This window comes from Pseudomonas sp. CG7 (assembly GCF_023701885.1).
Classification (GTDB): Bacteria; Pseudomonadota; Gammaproteobacteria; order Pseudomonadales; family Pseudomonadaceae; genus Aquipseudomonas; species Aquipseudomonas zanjanensis.
Window position 1 is genome coordinate 24562 of sequence record NZ_JABAEE010000033.1, and the last position, 16509, is coordinate 41070.

At 62.2% G+C, this 16509-nt stretch carries 14 protein-coding genes and 1 pseudogene; 4 read left to right on the forward strand and 11 right to left on the reverse strand.

Annotation, left to right across the window (positions count from 1 at the left end; translation table 11 throughout):
• Window position 1: 1 nt before the first annotated feature.
• The 7 genes and pseudogenes from HGO40_RS15210 to ppk2 all read right to left on the reverse strand — a co-directional run bounded on the left by HGO40_RS15210 (window position 2) and on the right by ppk2 (window position 5829).
• Window positions 2-760, reverse strand: a complete 759-nt coding sequence (locus HGO40_RS15210) for a substrate-binding periplasmic protein (protein WP_250963663.1) — start codon at window positions 758-760, stop codon at window positions 2-4.
• Window positions 761-1194: 434 nt separating this feature from the next.
• Window positions 1195-1311 (reverse strand): annotated as a pseudogene (locus HGO40_RS15215) (short-chain dehydrogenase); the annotation flags it as partial.
• Between the two features lie 46 nt (window positions 1312-1357).
• Window positions 1358-2125, reverse strand: coding sequence for a phosphonate ABC transporter, permease protein PhnE (gene phnE / locus HGO40_RS15220; protein WP_186707367.1), 768 nt, complete (start codon window positions 2123-2125; stop codon window positions 1358-1360).
• Window positions 2122-2949, reverse strand: a complete 828-nt coding sequence (gene phnE / locus HGO40_RS15225; RefSeq protein ID WP_186707368.1) for a phosphonate ABC transporter, permease protein PhnE — start codon at window positions 2947-2949, stop codon at window positions 2122-2124. The genes phnE (HGO40_RS15220) and phnE (HGO40_RS15225) overlap by 4 nt, the downstream gene beginning before the upstream one ends.
• Complete coding sequence (locus HGO40_RS15230; RefSeq protein ID WP_250963664.1) at window positions 2943-3740, reverse strand: phosphonate ABC transporter ATP-binding protein; 798 nt, start codon at window positions 3738-3740, stop codon at window positions 2943-2945. The genes phnE (HGO40_RS15225) and HGO40_RS15230 overlap by 7 nt, the downstream gene beginning before the upstream one ends.
• Entirely contained in the window at window positions 3737-4588 is an 852-nt protein-coding gene (locus HGO40_RS15235; RefSeq protein ID WP_250963665.1) for a putative selenate ABC transporter substrate-binding protein, read from the reverse strand. The genes HGO40_RS15230 and HGO40_RS15235 overlap by 4 nt, the downstream gene beginning before the upstream one ends.
• Before the next feature lie 323 nt (window positions 4589-4911).
• Entirely contained in the window at window positions 4912-5829 is a 918-nt protein-coding gene (ppk2, locus tag HGO40_RS15240) for a polyphosphate kinase 2 (RefSeq protein WP_250963666.1), read from the reverse strand.
• 209 nt (window positions 5830-6038) lie between these two features.
• On the opposite strand from ppk2, the gene HGO40_RS15245 reads away from it, so the two are divergent.
• The 4 genes from HGO40_RS15245 (at window position 6039) to HGO40_RS15260 (ending at window position 10525) form a co-directional block, all read left to right on the forward strand.
• Window positions 6039-6974, forward strand: coding sequence for a Ppx/GppA phosphatase family protein (locus tag HGO40_RS15245; protein ID WP_250963667.1), 936 nt, complete (start codon window positions 6039-6041; stop codon window positions 6972-6974).
• A gap of 249 nt (window positions 6975-7223) precedes the next feature.
• Entirely contained in the window at window positions 7224-8321 is a 1098-nt protein-coding gene (locus HGO40_RS15250; RefSeq protein ID WP_250963668.1) for a carboxynorspermidine decarboxylase, read from the forward strand.
• Window positions 8322-8346: 25 nt separating this feature from the next.
• Window positions 8347-9591: a saccharopine dehydrogenase family protein gene (locus HGO40_RS15255; RefSeq protein ID WP_250963669.1), complete on the forward strand. Its 1245-nt coding sequence runs from the start codon at window positions 8347-8349 to the stop codon at window positions 9589-9591.
• 433 nt (window positions 9592-10024) lie between these two features.
• Window positions 10025-10525, forward strand: coding sequence for a GNAT family N-acetyltransferase (locus HGO40_RS15260; RefSeq protein ID WP_250963693.1), 501 nt, complete (start codon window positions 10025-10027; stop codon window positions 10523-10525).
• A gap of 92 nt (window positions 10526-10617) precedes the next feature.
• Here the strand turns inward: HGO40_RS15260 and HGO40_RS15265 are convergent, their stop codons facing one another.
• The 4 genes from HGO40_RS15265 to HGO40_RS15280 form a co-directional block, all read right to left on the reverse strand.
• Entirely contained in the window at window positions 10618-11316 is a 699-nt protein-coding gene (locus HGO40_RS15265) for an outer membrane protein (protein ID WP_250963670.1), read from the reverse strand.
• A gap of 56 nt (window positions 11317-11372) precedes the next feature.
• On the reverse strand, window positions 11373-11840 hold the full coding sequence (locus HGO40_RS15270) for an SRPBCC family protein (RefSeq protein WP_250963671.1): 468 nt from the start codon (window positions 11838-11840) through the stop codon (window positions 11373-11375).
• Between the two features lie 57 nt (window positions 11841-11897).
• Complete coding sequence (locus tag HGO40_RS15275; RefSeq protein ID WP_250963672.1) at window positions 11898-15308, reverse strand: polyketide synthase family protein; 3411 nt, start codon at window positions 15306-15308, stop codon at window positions 11898-11900.
• A 77-nt stretch (window positions 15309-15385) separates the two neighbouring features.
• Complete coding sequence (locus HGO40_RS15280) at window positions 15386-16465, reverse strand: phosphopantetheine-binding protein (RefSeq protein WP_250963673.1); 1080 nt, start codon at window positions 16463-16465, stop codon at window positions 15386-15388.
• Between the last annotated feature and the right edge of the window lie 44 nt (window positions 16466-16509).

A 16509-nucleotide genomic window follows, 5' to 3' on the forward strand; every position in this document is an offset into this window, starting at 1 on the left:
GTCATAACCATTTGCGCAGGATGGCGTCGTAGACCCCGTTGCGCCGGATGGTTTCAAGGCCAACGCGGAACTTCTCCACGGTTTCGGCCGGCGTCTTGCGGCTGAACGCCATGCTCAGGCCGTCCGGGCTGCTCAGTTCGGGCAGCGCCAGGGAGCGGATCAGCACCTTGTCCGGGTCTTCGCCATTCTGGCGCGTCAGGTACAGCGCGTTGAGCTCATTGGAAATCCACAGCTCCACGTGGTCGACCTTGAGCTTGCGGTAGTTGTGTTCGTACTTGGTGCTCGACTGCAAGTCTTCGCCGATGCGAAAGCCTTTCGAGACCAGGTACTGCTCGCCCACGTCCTGATTGACCGTGGCGATCTGGTGACCATGGGCATCGGCCAGCGAGTTGAGTTTGACCGGCCGGTCTGCCAGGGAATAGATGTACCACTGCGTCGGGCCAATGGTGCCCACCCACTGGAAAAGCGATTGCCGTGCAGGCGTGCGGACGATCGAATAGATCAGCACATTGCTTTCATTGAGCGCCATTTCGTAGGCCCGGGCCCAGGGCATGGGCTGGATGGGTGCGTCCATGCCGACTTCCTTGAGCACGGCCTGGACCACCTCGGTGCTCATGCCGGTCACGCGCCCGTCCTGCGTCATGTTGTAGGGCGGCAACTCCTCCGTCACGATGCGCAGCGGTGTCTCTGCCGCGCAAGCGCTTGCAGCGAGGAACATCAGGACGCCCCACATCAGCAGGCGATTCAGCGGCAAACCCATTGATCATTACCCTATGCAACTGGCAGAGCCCGGCAAGGCCAGGGGCTATCATTGATAGGGTTATCGGCTGGGCTGGCGCCGGCTTGAATCCGGCCCGTCGAAACCGTCAGCGGCGTATCCGCCCCATCGACAGTTGTCACCAAGGTGGCGAGGGAGCTTGCTCCCGCTGGGGCGCGAAGCGGCCCCGAAATCAAGCAGCGGGGTGTTTCAGGTCAATTGCATGCTGCTTTGTTGGGCTGCTGCGCAGCCCAGCGGGAGCAAGCTCCCTCGCCACGGTTCTGTGGGCGAGACGATGAGTAGGTTTGGCTGAGCCTGTAACCCTGTGGGAGCGAGCTTGCTCGCGATAGGCCAGGTCAGCCAGCGTCGATGTCGGCTGGGCTGCCGCTATCGCGAGCACGCTCGCTCCCACAGGGTTGCGCAGTCTTTTTTGGGGTCAGGTCCAGGCCGTCGGCCAGTGGCGCGATTCCCGCATTGGGTACCAGGCATTCCACCGGGCCGGTGGAGGCGGCCAGTTGTGTCAGCCTGGCCTGGTCGGTGGCCTGCGTCATGTCGCGGTCTTAATGACCAATCTCCCGTCTCATCGCCGCACAACAGCCCTCAAGCCTTGACCCAACGCTGGCGACTCCAACCGCTCAACGTGTCGACGGCCAACACCAGCAACAGCATCGCCAGGATCACCGTGCTGCCTTGGGCTTCCTGGAACAGGCTGAGGCTGACGTAGAGCATTTGCCCCAAGCCCCCGGCACCGACGAAGCCGAGCACGCTGGCCATGCGGATATTGTTTTCCCAGCGATACAGGACATAGGCCAGCAGTTGCGGCAGGAGATTGGGCAGCGTGCCGTAACAGAACGCCAACACGGCGTTGCCACCCTGCAGGCGGATGGCGTCGGCAGGTTCCGAGGGGGTATTTTCCAGGGCTTCGGCGAACAGCCGGCCGAGCACGCCGGTGGTGTGCAGGGCCAAGGCCAGGGTGCCGGCATTCGGGCCGAGCCCCGCGGCGAGGACCATCAGCGCGGCCCACACCAGTTCTGGAACGGCACGCAAGGCGTTGAGCACCAGGCGCGATGCGCTCTGCAGGGGCCAGCCAAAGCGCCCGGCTGCCGGCAAGGCCAACAGCAGGCCGAACACCGCCGCGAGCAGGGTGCCCAGGGCCGACATGGCCAGGGTTTCCAGGGCGCCGTGACCGATCGCCTTTAAATGGGCCGGGCTCAGGTCTGGACTGAAGAAACGCTGCGCATAAGCGCCCATCTGGTGCAGATTGCGACTGTCGCCGAGCTCGCCCAGGTCGATGCCGAGGTAAACGAACGAGGCGATGACCGCCGCGCCGAGGCACAGGACAATGGCCGCGTTGATCAGGCGATTCATGCCAGCCTCCAGCGCAGCAGGCGGCTGAGTTGATCGGCGAGCAGCACCAGTGCCAGGAACGTCAGCAGCAGGCTGGCCACTTCTCCGCCGGCGAACATGCGCAGCGACAGGTCCATCTGCTGGCCCAGGCCCCCGGCACCGACGAAACCCATCACCACCGAGGCGCGGATCGCACACTCCCAGCGATACACCGTGTACGACAACAGTTCCGCCGCGACATTGGGCAGGATCCCGTAGCAGAAGGCGGCGAGGCGGCTGCTGCCGGACTGCAAGAGTGCGTGGGCCGGACGCTGGTCGACCGATTCGTAGATTTCCGCGTAGACCTTGCCCAGCATGCCGCTGTAGGTAATCGCGATCGCCAGTACGCCGGCCGTTGGGCCGAGGCCGACGGCGCGGACGAAGAGCAGTGCCCAGACGATTTCCGGGACGCTGCGCAAGAAGATCAGCAGGCCGCGTACCGGCCAGCGCAGCAGTTGGCCCCAATAGCCCGGATGGCCGGCACGGGAGGCCGCCGACAGTGACAGGGCGCGGCTGGCCAGCAGGCTCGCGGGCACCGCCAGCAGTAACGCCAGGGCCATGCCCGCCGTGGCGATGGCCAGCGTCTGCAAGGTGGCCTGCCACAGCAGTTCAACGAACTCGTCGCCATGGGCGGGCGGCCAGAAGGCCGCGACAAAGCGGCCCATCTCGCTCTGGCTGTCACTCGCCACCAATACGCTGAGGTCCAATTCGCTGAACCGGATGCCCGGCCACAGCAGCACAAGGGCCAGCAGGCTGAGCAGCAGGCGAGGGCGGGTGGCGGGGTCTCGGGTATCGCGTGTCAGCATCGGGGGATCTGCACGCTCAAGGTAGTAGGGGGCGTTGGTGAAGGCTGCAGTTGATCGTTGGCGTAGAGCGTGTCGAGCAGCGGACGGTCGACCGCCTCGGTGGGCAGGTCGAACAGGACCTGCCCCTCACGCAGGCCAATGACCCTGGAAAAGTGCGCCAAGGCCAGTTCCACCGCGTGCAGGCTGGCGACCAGGGTCACGTTGTGTTCCCGGGCATGCTGGCAAAGCACCGAAAGCGTATGTTCGGCTAATACCGGGTCCATGGCCGAAACCGGCTCGTCGGCCAGCAATACCTCCGGCGCCTGGTACAACACCCGGGCGATGCCCACGCGTTGCAGTTGACCGCCGGACAGCTGCTGGCATTGCGCGAACAGTTTGTCGCCCAGGTCCAGCCGGGCCAATGCCGCCCTGGCGCCGGGAATGTCCAGCGGGTGCAGCAGATTCAACAAGCTTTTACCAATGCCCCACTGACCGAGCTTCCCGGCCAGGACCGCCGGGACCACCCGTTGGCGTGGCGGCAGGGGCGGCGCTTGGGGGATCAGGCCGAGGCGCGCGCGCAAGCGCTGCCGCTGACGGGCAGGCAGCTGCCAGGCACGCTCGCCGAGCAGCTGCACCTCGCCGCAGCCCGGGCGCAGGGCGGTGGCCAGCAGGTTGAGCAGGCTCGACTTGCCGGCACCGGACGGGCCGATGACCGCGACCTGTTCGCCGGCGCCGATGTGCAAGTCGATGCCCCGCAACGCCTGGACGCCGTTGGCATGGGTCACGCTGACCTGGGTCAGTTGCAGGGTCATTTGAGCAGTTCGGCGGCGCGCGCGGCTTCCTCGATGCCCTTGTAGTTCTCAGGCTTGGTTTCGATGACGCGGCTGGCGGCTGGCAGGGCGAGAATGGCCTTGGCCTTCGGGTGGGCCGGATCGAGGGCCAGGAAGGCCGCCTTGATCTTGGCCGCCAACGCCGGGTCGAGGGTTCCGCGCACGGTCCAGTTGTAGTCGAAGTAGGTGGGGGTGGTGGCGAAGACCTTGACCTTGGCCGTGTCGACCTTGCCGGCCGCTACCAGTTTTTCCCAGACGCTTGCGTTCAGCACCCCGGCGTCGACCTTGCCGGCCTGGACCCAGGCGACGGTGGCGTCATGGGCGCCCGAATAACCCACGCGGCTGAAGTAGGTTTCCGGCTTGATGCCGTCCTGGAGCATGAAATAGCGCGGCATGAGGCTGCCGGACGTCGACGACACCGAACCAAAGGCGAAACTCTTGCCCTTGAGGTCGGCCAGGGATTTGACGGCAGGGTCGGCGGTGATGAAGTTACTGGTGAACTGGGCATCCTGTTCGCGCTGGACCAAGGGGATGGCGTTGCCGGTTTTCAGGCGCGCCTGCACGAAGGTGAAGCCACCCAGCCAGGCCATGGCGATCCGGTCGGTGGCCAGCGCCTCGACCACGGCCGGGTAGTCGCTCACGGGGACGAACTCGACCTTCCTGCCGGTTTGCTGTTCCAGGTAAGCCCCCAGTGGCTTGAACTTGCGCAGCAGCTCGGTCGGGGCTTCGTCGGGAATCGCGCTGACTTTCAGGGTGTCGGCGGCCTGTGCCAGCCAACTGCAAAACGACAGGGCAACACCAGCGGCCAATGCCAAGGACGGCTTGAGCATGAAGGATCTCCGATACAGGAAGGCAAGGAAATATTGAAGCGTCAGCCCACAGGGGCGGTACGCCGTTCTGTGAGGGTAGACGAAGGAAAGGGATGTTAACCGTTTCTGGCTATGAACTCACCCAAACCCCTTGTGGGGGCTTGATGGCGAAGAGTCCTGTGGGAGCGAGCCTGCTCGCGATGGCGGGGTATCAGTCAAACTTGGCAACTGATCCTCCGCCATCGCGAGCAAGCTCGCTCCCACATGGGTATGTAGCGGGCAGGAGATGCACGAGGGCAGAGCCGTTTGGGACAACCCTGGTGGGCGTCCCTGCCTGGCGGGTCTCAATAGACCGGGGGCACGATCAGCTCCGGGGGCGTCGGGCTGCGGGAATAGTCTTCCTGGCGTACGCGCTGCGGCAGCTCGATGGTGGGCAGTTCCACTTCTTCATAGGGCATTTGCCCCAGCAGGTGGTGGATGCAGTTGAGCCGGGCCTTTTTCTTGTCGTCGGCGTGCACCACCCACCAGGGAGCCTCGGCGATGTGCGTGCGTTCAAGCATGATTTCCTTGGCCTTGGTATAGGCCTCCCAGCGCCGACGGGACTCCAGGTCCATGGGGCTGAGCTTCCATTGCTTGAGCGGGTCATGAATACGGCTGAGAAAGCGCAGGTGCTGTTCCTGGTCGGAAATGGAGAACCAGTACTTGATCAGCTGGATGCCGGAGCGGGCGAGCATCCGCTCGAATTCCGGCACGGTACGGAAGAACTCTTCGTACTGGTCGTCGGTGCAGAAGCCCATGACCTGTTCGACCCCGGCGCGGTTGTACCAGCTGCGGTCGAACAGCACGATCTCACCCGCCGCCGGCAGGTGCGAGACGTAGCGCTGGAAATACCATTGAGTCCGTTCACGGTCGTTGGGGGCGGGCAGGGCGGCAACGCGACACACCCGGGGATTGAGCCGCTGGGTAATGCGCTTGATCACGCCACCCTTGCCGGCGGCGTCCCGTCCTTCGAACAGGATCACGACCTTGTGCCCGGTCTTGACCACCCAGCTTTGCAGCTTCACCAGTTCGCCCTGGAGGCGGAACAGTTCGCTGAAATACAGTCGGCGGTTTTCCTTTTCGCTGCTTTGCGGAGCGTGTTCATCGAACAGGGCGTTCAGGTCATGCCCGTCTTCGGACAATTCCAGCTCCAGTTCTTCGTCACTGTGATCGAGCAATTCGCGGTGGATGCGCTGTACCAAGGTGTCCTGGGTTGAAAGCATGGTGGAAAACTCGGTCGTGGAGGCGCGATCCACGCTATCTGCAGTTTGTTACATAGTAGTGACGTCATCTACGCTTCATGAGTTTGTCGTTGGCTAAAACAGGGAGTGTCATCCAGGTGTCATCGAACCCGTGGCAGGATCCTCGCAAATCATCGTGGGATGCTCGGCAGCGCTTGTGCCTGCTGGCTGATGAATCAAGGAATACCGCTATGAAAGGCGACGCCCCCCTGTTCGCGGCCATTGACCTGGGTTCCAACGCCTTTCGCCTGATGATTGGCCAGTCGGTCAGGCGCAATCGACAGATGATGATCCAGGAAGTGAAAACCTTGCGCGAGCCGGTCCGATTGGCCGAGGGCCTGCAGGCCGGGGCGCTGGACGAGCTGGCGCTGGATCGAGGCTGGCAGGCCCTGGCCCGATTCGGCAAGAAACTGCGCGGCTTTGAAGCCGGACGGGTGCGGGCGGTGGCGACCAGTGCCGTGCGCGAAGCGGCCAATGCCCAGTTGTTCCTGGCCAGTGCCGAACGGCACCTGGGGTTTCGGATCGACGTGCTGTCGGGGCATGAAGAAGCCCGGCTGGTGTATGCCGGCGTGGCCCATACGGTGCCCGGCGTCGAACAGACGCGATTGGTGGTGGACATCGGCGGTGGCTCGACCGAACTGATCTTGGGGCAGGGCGCCCAACCGTTGTTGACGGAAAGCATTGCCATTGGCAGTGGCACCGTTGGCGCGCGTTACTTTCCGGGCGGACGCATCACCGCTCAGGCGCTGCTGGAGGCTGAACGCGTGGCCGTCCTGCAGTTTGAAGCAGTGGCGGCGCATTATCGCGCGCAGGGCTGGCAGCAGGTGATCGGCTCATCCGGTACAGCGCGGATGTTGGCCAAGGTGCTCAAGGCCAATGGTCTCAATGACTTCGGACAAGGCGGCATCACCTACGGCGGGTTGCTGCGCCTGTCGCTGCGGCTGCTGGAAGTCGGGCATGTCGAGCAACTCAGGTTGGCCGGCTTGCAGCGTCATCGCCTGGGCATCTTGCCCGGTGGCCTGGCGATCATGCTGGCGGCGTTCAAGGTCTTCGGTATTACAGACATGCTCGCTAGCGAAGCGGGCCTCAGGTTCGGTGTGCTTCATGGCCTGATGCATAAAAGCTGATCACGAACGGTTGCCCGCCGTGACGCTTATCGATGACGGCTCAAGGTCGAGCGTCAGCGCTTTTTGGTAATCCCTCCGTTGCCAGATCCAGCCTCTTGTCGCCTGGGCGGCCGGTACGTCCGGTTATCGCAAAGCGTCGGCCTGGATCGGGATGATTGCGCGAACGGGGCTTTTCGCTCTTTCGATCTGCAGTCAGTGAAGGCACAATGCGCATCCTTTTTTGGCTCGCCTTGCCCGGAGGCCTCGAAAATGATCAAAACGCCGTACTACCTCATCGACAAACAAAAGCTGCTGGCGAACATGCAGAAGATCGCCTATGTGCGTGAGCAGTCCGGGGCCAAGGCCTTGCTGGCGCTCAAGTGCTTCGCCACCTGGTCGGTGTTCGACCTGATGCAGCAGTACATGGACGGCACCACCTCGTCGTCGCTTTACGAGCTCAAGCTCGGCCGGCAGAAGTTCGCCGGCGAGACCCATGCCTACAGCGTGGCCTGGGCCGACGAAGAGATCGAGGAGATGCTCGCCAACTGCGACAAGATCATCTTCAACTCCATCGGCCAGTTGCAGCGCTACACCGAAGCGTCCGCCGGCAAGGTCCGCGGCTTGCGGGTCAATCCGCAGGTGAGCAGCTCCGATTACCTGCTGGCCGACCCGGCGCGACCGTTCAGTCGCCTGGGCGAGTGGGATCCGGTGAAGATCGAGCAGGTCATCGAGCACATCTCCGGCTTCATGTTCCACAACAACTGCGAGAACGGCGATTTCGGCCTGTTCGACCAGATGCTGGGCACTATCGAAGAACGCTTTGGTCACTTGCTGCATAAGGTCGAGTGGGTCAGCCTCGGTGGCGGCATCCATTTCACCGGCGAGGGCTACGCCCTGGACGCCTTTTGCGCACGGCTCAAGGCCTTCTCGCAAAAGTATGGCGTGCAGGTCTACCTGGAGCCGGGCGAGGCCGCGATCACCCAGAGCGCGTCGCTGGAAGTCACCGTGCTCGACACGCTCTACAACGGCAAGCACCTCGCCGTGGTGGACAGTTCCATTGAGGCGCACATGCTCGACCTGCTGATCTATCGCCTGGACGCCAAGCTGGCACCGAGCGAGGGCGAACACACCTACATGGTTTGTGGCAAATCCTGTCTGGCCGGAGACATCTTTGGCGAGTACAAATTCGATCGTCCGTTGTCCATCGGCGATCGGCTGTCGTTCATCGACGCAGCGGGCTACACCATGGTCAAGAAAAACTGGTTCAACGGCCTGAAGATGCCGTCCATCGTTGTGAAGCAACTCGACGGCAGCGTCGAGGTGGTTCGCGAGTTTGTTTACGACGACTACTTGTCCAGCCTCTCTTGAGCTGGCGGAAGGAGAAATAAAGAAATTGAAGAAGAACGTACTTATCATTGGTGCAGGAGGTGTCGCCAAGGTGGTGGCCCACAAGTGCGCGCAGCACAACGACGAACTCGGTCGTATTGCTATCGCGTCGCGCAACATCTCCAAATGCCAGGCCATCATCGACAGCGTCAAGGCCAAGGGTAGCCTAAAGCAACCCGCCGACATCAAGGCCTTTGCACTGAACGCTCTGGATGTCGAAGCGACCAAGGCGCTGATTCGCGAAACCGAGTCGCAGATCGTCATCAACGTCGGCTCTGCCTTTCTCAACATGTCGGTGCTGCGTGCCTGCATCGATACCGGCGTGGCCTACCTGGACACCGCCATCCACGAAGAACCGGGCAAGGTCTGCGAGACGCCGCCCTGGTACGGCAACTACGAGTGGAACCATCTCCAGGAGTGCCAGGAGAAGAACATCACCGCCATTCTCGGCGTGGGCTTCGACCCGGGTGTGGTCAATGCCTATGCGGCACTGGCGCAACAACAGCATTTCGACCGCATTGATTCGATCGACATTCTCGACGTCAATGCCGGCTCCCATGGCAAATATTTCGCCACCAATTTCGACCCGGAAATCAATTTCCGCGAATTCACCGGACAGGTGTGGAGCTGGCAGGACAGCCAGTGGACCAGCAACACCATGTTCGAAGTCAAGCGCACCGACGACCTGCCAGTCGTAGGCTCGCAGAACCTGTACCTGACCGGTCACGACGAAGTGCACTCGCTGTCGAAGAACCTCGACGTGCCCAACGTGCGTTTCTGGATGAGCTTCGGCGAGCACTACATCAATGTGTTCACCGTGCTCAAGAACCTTGGCCTGCTCTCCGAGCAACCGGTCAAGACCGCCGAAGGCCTGGAAGTCGTGCCGCTGAAAGTGGTCAAGGCCGTGCTGCCTGACCCGAGCTCGCTGGCGCCGGGCTACACCGGCAAGACCTGCATCGGCGACCTGGTCAAGGGCACCAAGGATGGCCAGCCGCGCGAGATGTTCATCTACAACGTAGCCGACCACGAGGACGCCTACGCCGAAACCGACAGCCAGGGCATTTCCTACACCGCCGGCGTGCCACCCGTGGCCGCAGCCTTGCTGGTGGCCCGTGGTGAGTGGGACGTGCAGCGCATGGTCAACGTCGAGGAGCTGCCTGCCGAGGCGTTCCTCGAGGCGCTGGATGCGATGGGCTTGCCGACGCGCATCAAGGACGAGCATGGAGACCGTCCCTGGAACCAGAACGCCTGAAGGACGCCAGGCAGGTTCCACTTTGGCTTCCCCGATAGAAACTGCAGAATCGCTCCGGATTCTGCAGGCGATTGAAGCAGGCGATTCACCACCGCGTGAAGCCCTGGCCATCTGAGGAAGCCTTGAAGAAATGCTCCGTATCGAAAGGTACGGAGCATTTTTCGTTTATACCCCCATCAAATAAATAACCTTGTGGCGAGGGGATTTATCCCCGCTGGGCTGCGCAACAGCCCCAACAAAGGCTGAATGCGGTCAACCTGAAACATCACAGTGTCTAATTTTAGGTCCGCTCCGCGGCCCAGCGGGGATAAATCCCCTCGCCACATAGTCCCTGCGCAGCGGCCCTCAACACAAACCCGCTCAAGCAGAAGCCCTGGCCATGAACGATCATCCGACCTTACGATTGCGCTTCCAGGCCCCGGAGAAACAATCAGTGAAACCATTCAGAATTCGCGAGTTGGAGAGCACCGATGCGCAAGCGCTGCTGGCCTTCGAAATCCACAACCGTGAATGGTTCGAGTCGCAGATCGACCCACGCGACCCGGCCTTTTATTCATTGACGGGCGTCGCCGATCACATCGATAGCTATCTGGCCGATTTCGCTGAGGGTGCCTGGCACCCGTTTGTCATCGAGGATTCCAGCGGGAGAATCGTGGGGCGGGCGAATTTGAAAAGCATCCATTCACCACACGGATGCGCCGAGGTGGGCTATCGCATTGATCAACGCGCTTGCGGGCAAGGGCTGGCAACGCTGGCTCTGAAACATCTGATCGAGGCGGCGCGGATGCGTTGGAAGCTTACACAGCTGGTGGCTTATGTTTATGAGAGCAACGTCGGCTCAAGGAAGGGTCTTGAGCGGTGCGGGTTTGTACCTGGAGCGGTGTCGGATGGCGAGGACATCGAGAGTGGAAGCCGCTTTGTGCTTTCGATCTAGCAATGCGTTTCACCCGTAGTAAATGGCCCCAGGCTTGGACAGCGAAGCCGTGAGAGACGAATCGGCACCTGAGGCGCCGATCCGTCTACCAGCTACAACCAATAGCGCAAGCCAAGCATCAACGACTGGGCGTTGTACTCCGTTTGCACATCGCCCTGGGGCAGGCCCTGGATGTCGCCGAAGTGCGCTTCGCCGGTCTTGAAGTAGCGATAGTCCAGCGACATGGACCAATGCTCGCTGAGTTCATAAGCGACCCCGGCGCCGAGTTGCCAGGCCGAGACGGTGTCGCGATGGGTGTCGCCGAACTCGACGCCACCGGCTTCCAGGCCGGTGATGGTCAGCACGGCGTAGCCCAGGCCACCGCCGACATACGGGGTGAAGCGGCTCAAGGGGGCCGGCAGGTTCGAGATGTCATACCAGAGGTTGGCCATGAGGCTGGTGGCTTCCTGTTCGCCTTTGCCGTCGATGCTGCCGCCGCCCTCGTAGACCCGCTGATTGAACTGGGTCAGGGTGTTGCGGCGGTAGCTCAGTTCCACTTCGGGCCGTAGCCCGGTCGGGAAGCGCCAGCCCAGTGCGAGGCCGGTGGCGAAGCCGGAATGCAACGGCTGGTTGTATTCCATTTCGACGAAATCAAGATCGTTCTGGTTAAGGTCCTGTTCAGCGACCCAGTTCACGCCGCCCATGCCACTGACATAGGGGCCGAGCGTGTCGGCGAAACTCGACGTTGGGGCGATCACACCCAGGCCAACGATGCCCATGACGAGATAGCGGGTGTTTTTCTGTAGGTTCATGCTAGATCCGAAATGTTGCTGTTATCGATAGGTAGGCGAAACACGTCCGAGGGCGCTCACACGAGGTGCAAGGGCGTCGCGGTTTTCCCCCGCGCCGAGGTGGCGGCCCGTTGTTCAGCCAGCTTGCAGAGGTTGTCCAGGGCGGTGGTCATCGCCCTGGCCAGTGCTTTGCGCAGCAGTGCGCGGTACAGGAAACTCAACGGCCCCGAAATCCTCGCGCTATGGATGACATGGGTTTCATCGGCAGAGAGCCGGCGCATCCGATGGTCGAATTCCAGGTCGATCCAGAGCAGCCGTGCGCTGTTGCGATAACTTTCGTGCGGGCTCACGGCTTCCAGCTTCAGGGGCATGTTCAAGCCATTCTTGAGGACACATCTGCCGCGCGTTCCCGCCTGGAACGGACCGTCGAGCTGGCACTGGCGAACGTCGGTATCCCATAGCGGTGCTTCGGGAAAGTTGCTCCAGAGCTTCCAGATTTCAGAAGGCGGCGATTTGACTATGACTTGCACGTTGACGTCGTTCACGGTGACACCTTGGTTGTGGGGGGCACGGTCATGCGGGGTGGCAGATCCATTCAATGCTCAGGCTGCCGGTGCGGATTGACTCAGCACCTGGGCGGTAATGCTGGCTTGTCCGATTTTTTCGCCCCGGTTGAACAGGTCGATGTAGATGCGGTTGGTCTTGAAGGCCTGGAGCGCAGCGTCAAAACCGGCCTGCGGCGCCAATGACAGCGGGCTGTTCCTGGGGATGGGCCGATCCAGGGTGAAGCTCAAGGCCAGCAGGTTCATTGGGGTGTTGAGGGGGATGCGCAGATGGCTGTGGGCGATCTGCATGTAGCACTGGCGAGCCACCTCGAGGAAATACACCATGGAATAGTGCTGGGGATCGCCTGCCTGGAAGAAGTGCTCCGGCGGCAGTTTCACCGTGTCCACGCTCAGGCCCTGGGCGACACCGCTCATGTCACTGACGATGACGTTTTCCGCCCGGGCCTTGTGCAACAGGGCCTTGTCGCGGCAGGGCGTGGCGGTGAAGTCGCTGGCCGGCGAGGTCTCGAACGCCGAGCTGTAGGCCATTTCGAGGATGCAGGTGCACATCACTTTCCCGGCCTGCATGACCTTCCCATGGAACACCTGGGAATCTTCGCCTTGCTCCACATGCAGATCGACCGTGCCGTGCTTCTGTACGTAGTGCTGGAACTTGATCGTCAGGGTCTTGATGTAGGCGACCCGTCCGCTCAGTGGCGGCATGGCCAGTTCGAGCAATTGCAGCACGCCCTCCAGCAGCAAGATGCCCGGAATGTGATCCAAGGGGTGGTCGAAGAAGTAGGGGTGCGCTTCATTCACCACCAGTTGGGCGTGCAGCGACTGAGGGCTGCGCCGGGCGTTGGTGATCACGCTATGTTCCGCGCTGCGCTGCCAGGGTGTCGGGCGCTGGGTGGTATCGCCACGGTGCAGGGCGAACAGGCTTTCCATGGCGCGCACCCGCACCCGCACCCCGGAGAGCAGGGTGCTGGTGAGCATGTCGCTGAGCTGCTGCACATCGACGCCATCGTTCTGCGGCTCGTGGACCAGGCTGACAGGCGTGATGACCTGCTGCAGTTCCTGGGATGACGAATGGGCAAAGCGCAGCATGAACGGATGCTTGATGGGCGAGCTGGCCTCGACCGTGGTCGGAGTCCACTGGCGAAGCCGTTCGGTAAACAGCCACATCACCGTCTTGCCGGCCTCACGCACCTCGATCACGCTATGGGTCGCGCTGCGCAACATCACCGCCAGCAGGGTTTCGATGCCGCTGGCTTCGGCGAGGAAACCGGTGATTTCCCGCAGCGATCCGCTGGCAGGTGTCGCAACCGGCTGCAACTCGCAGATTTCAACGTTCGCATAGTGGTTCGGCGCTTTGCCCACCAACCGGCAAGCCGCTTCCAACGAGTCGGCGGCGTGGGCGAGGACTGCGGCGCGGATCACCAGCAACGGTTTGTCTGAGGCCTGCGGCTGATAGCGACGCACCGCCAGCAGCCCCAGTCCTTCACCCTGCTGGGTCGCGGTACGCCGGGCACGCTCGACCTCGATTTCACCACTGAGAAAACGCCCGGCACCGAGCAGGAGCGTGGTGATACCGTTGTCGAACCATTGCGGCGAAGCCAGCAAGGTTTGCCAGAACAGGCCCGCGGTGCCGACCAGGGTCTGATGGAAACCCTTGAAGTCAAAAATCTGTGCCGGGTAGCCGGACAACATGTTCGGCAGCATGGTTGCCACGTCAGTCACTTCGACGCCCGGCGCCGCGCCTTGTGTCCGGGAAAAGAAGTTGTGGGCGCTGCTATAGGCGTTGCTGAAGCGCTCGCCGCCCATGTTGCAGCACATGACCATCGCGGTGCCGGGCGAACCGGCCACGCCCGGCAAGCGTCGCAGCAAGTGGTTGACGCGATCGGTGATCAACAGTTTGAACGGGTCGACGTGGGCCAGCGGCTTGGGCCCCATGCCGAAGCCATCGATATCGATGACGTGGTCCTGGGCGAGGAATTTGCCCAGCAAAGGCTGACCGGGCACCGGGGTGTAATCGACGAAGCGCCCATAAGGGAACACGACCGAAGGCGCCGCGGGTTGGTCGAGCTGCTGCTGGAATGCCTGCAACGAACGGTGGCTGCCCAGCGCGGCCTCAGCCTCGACGATGGCAAGGTCCAGCATCACCACGCCGCAGGTGTTGGCGGGGGCTGCGGCAGGCCGCTCGTTGGGAACGTATTCATCCACCACCAGGTGAGCGTTGGCGCCGCCAAAGCCGAAACTGGAGATGCCAATCCGGATCGCCGACTGACGCGCCTCCAGAGGATGTACCTGCTGGGTGGCGAGTCGCAGGCAGGTGGCGTCGACTTTTGCGCTGGGGCGGTAGCCCGGCTGCGGGGGGATGCCTTTGTGGCGCAATATCATCAGGGCCTTGGCGAGCGAAGCGCCGCCGGCAGCGGCCAGGGGATGGCCGATGACCGACTTGATCGAACCGATGGTGATTTTCTCGCCGTGCGGGCGATGGGGGGCGAAGAAGCTGTCCAGCGAGGCCAGCTCCGTCGCATCCCCCAGCGGTGTGCCGGTGCCGTGGGTCTCGATGTAGTCCACGTCCCTTGGGTCAAGGCCGCGATAAGCACGTTGGTAAGCCGAGTATTGGGCCTGTTTGCCGGGGGCAAACACCGAGCCTTCGGCGCCGTCGGCGGACATGCCCAAGGCGCGCAAGACACCCAGGGGCCGGCGTTGCGCGGTCAGGGCCCGGGCGACCGGTTCGACCAGGAACGCAACGGCACATTCGCCCGGTACAATGCCGTCGGCGTCCTGGCCGAAGGCTTCCATCCGCGCCCGCGCGGAAAACGCCGTCAACTGCGAGAAGCCCAGGAACAGCGCCGGTGGCAGCACGGTGTTGAGGGCCATGACAATCGCGTTGTCCGCCTGGCCGCTGTTGACCAGCGCCTGGGCCATGTCCAAGGCATAGGGGAACGAGCTGCACGCGGTGTCCACCGATAGCGCCGGCCCACCCAAGGCAAAGGCCGCGGCCAGCGCCGCGACTTGTTCACCGGGGGTAAAGCCCAGCGGTGCATCGGGTTTTCCGGACATGCCGGTGACGAAATAGCTCTCGTCACTCCAGGATGTCGCGACCACCAATGCCGTGCGTTCGCTACTCAGTAGCGAGCCCTGTGCGGCCAGTTGGCTGAACAGCGTCTGGAGCACTTTCTTGCCAATGGCGACCTGTCGTCCTTCGTGCCGTGACGGAGTCGAAGCGTCGTCGGTCAGGCAAAAAGCGCTGTCCAGGTAGGTGCGATCTTTCTCGCCGGCCTTGGTTGAATAGATCGACGCCTTGTCCACGTCCCAGCGTGTCGGCATCGATTCGATCGGTGCGACCTGCCCTTGGGAAAGCAACTGCCAAAGCGCTTCCGTTGACGGTGCTCCTGGAAACTCGCCCGCCATCGCGCTGAAGCAAAAATCGTCCGCTGTTGTTGCTGCGCCACTCATACCCTGTCTCCTGATCGCCAAACTGCTGGGTGACGGGTTCGTCACCCGGATTCCATTCCTGTCGCTCGTTGCTGGGCTCAGCTCAGTCTGGCCAGCAGCGACAAGGCATCCTGAGGCGTGCGACGGGACATCAGCGCTTCACCGGCAAACTCGCTGGCCGAGCACTGTTGCGCCATGGAATGGCAGAGTGCTTCTCGGGCGAAGCCGTTGAGACCCAGTTGGGCGAACGGTGTCTGGATATCGATGGACTGCGCGGCGTCCGGGATCAACGGCGACAGGGCGTTGAGCAGCAGGTTTTCTGCCTGCCCTTGAGTGGCGGCCGCGGCAGGTGAGGGCGCCGCTTGCGGTTGGGGATCGGCCAGGGCGGCTTGGATCAGGTCAATGGTTGCCTGCGGGAACTTGGCATTGGCCAGCTCGGAACTGTGAGCCTTGAGCTGTGGCCACAGGGCGACGGCCGACTCGAGGAAATCCAGCTGCACGAGCGAATCCAGGCCCAGGCTTTCATAGCTTTGTGTCGGGTCGATCTGCTCAACCGTAAAGCCGGTGATCGCCGCGAGTTGGTCGAGTACCCAACCCTGGACATCCACCGCCGGCGCCTGTGGATCGGCTTCAAGCCGTGCCAGCAAGGCGGTCGGGGTTGGGGCATCGAAGAGCTGCGCGGTGAGCGCTTTCTTTTCCGGGAAGTGCTGGGCCAGGGACTCGAAAATATCCACCAGTCCCAGCGAGTCGCTCCCCAGGCTCTCGAAGCTTTGATCGAAGTCGATCTGTTGTGCCTGGAAGCCGGTGACGGCGCTGATTTCTCCGCGCAACCATTGCCCGTAGCTGAGTGCCGATGTCTCTGCGACGGTTTCGGCGACGGGCATCGGGGCCAAGATGGTCGGTTTAGCCTGAACAGGCTCCAGCACTGCAACATTCTGGCTGACGGAGGTTTCGATCCCATGGGCATAAACGCCCTCGAGAACTTGTTGATGAGCATTGAAGTAATGGGCAGTAACGGTTTCGGCTTGTTCCAACACGCGCAGCAATATCGCTTCCTTGGCGACATTGGATTCGCACAATGACTCAATGATCTTTTCGGACAGAGAGAAATAGCTGTGGGCTATTCTCCCGTTGGACACGATGAATTCCTGCACCACATCGTTAAGTTGCAAACGCATCAGGTTCTCCTAACCAAGTCGGTCGATATTTCTATACTAAAGAA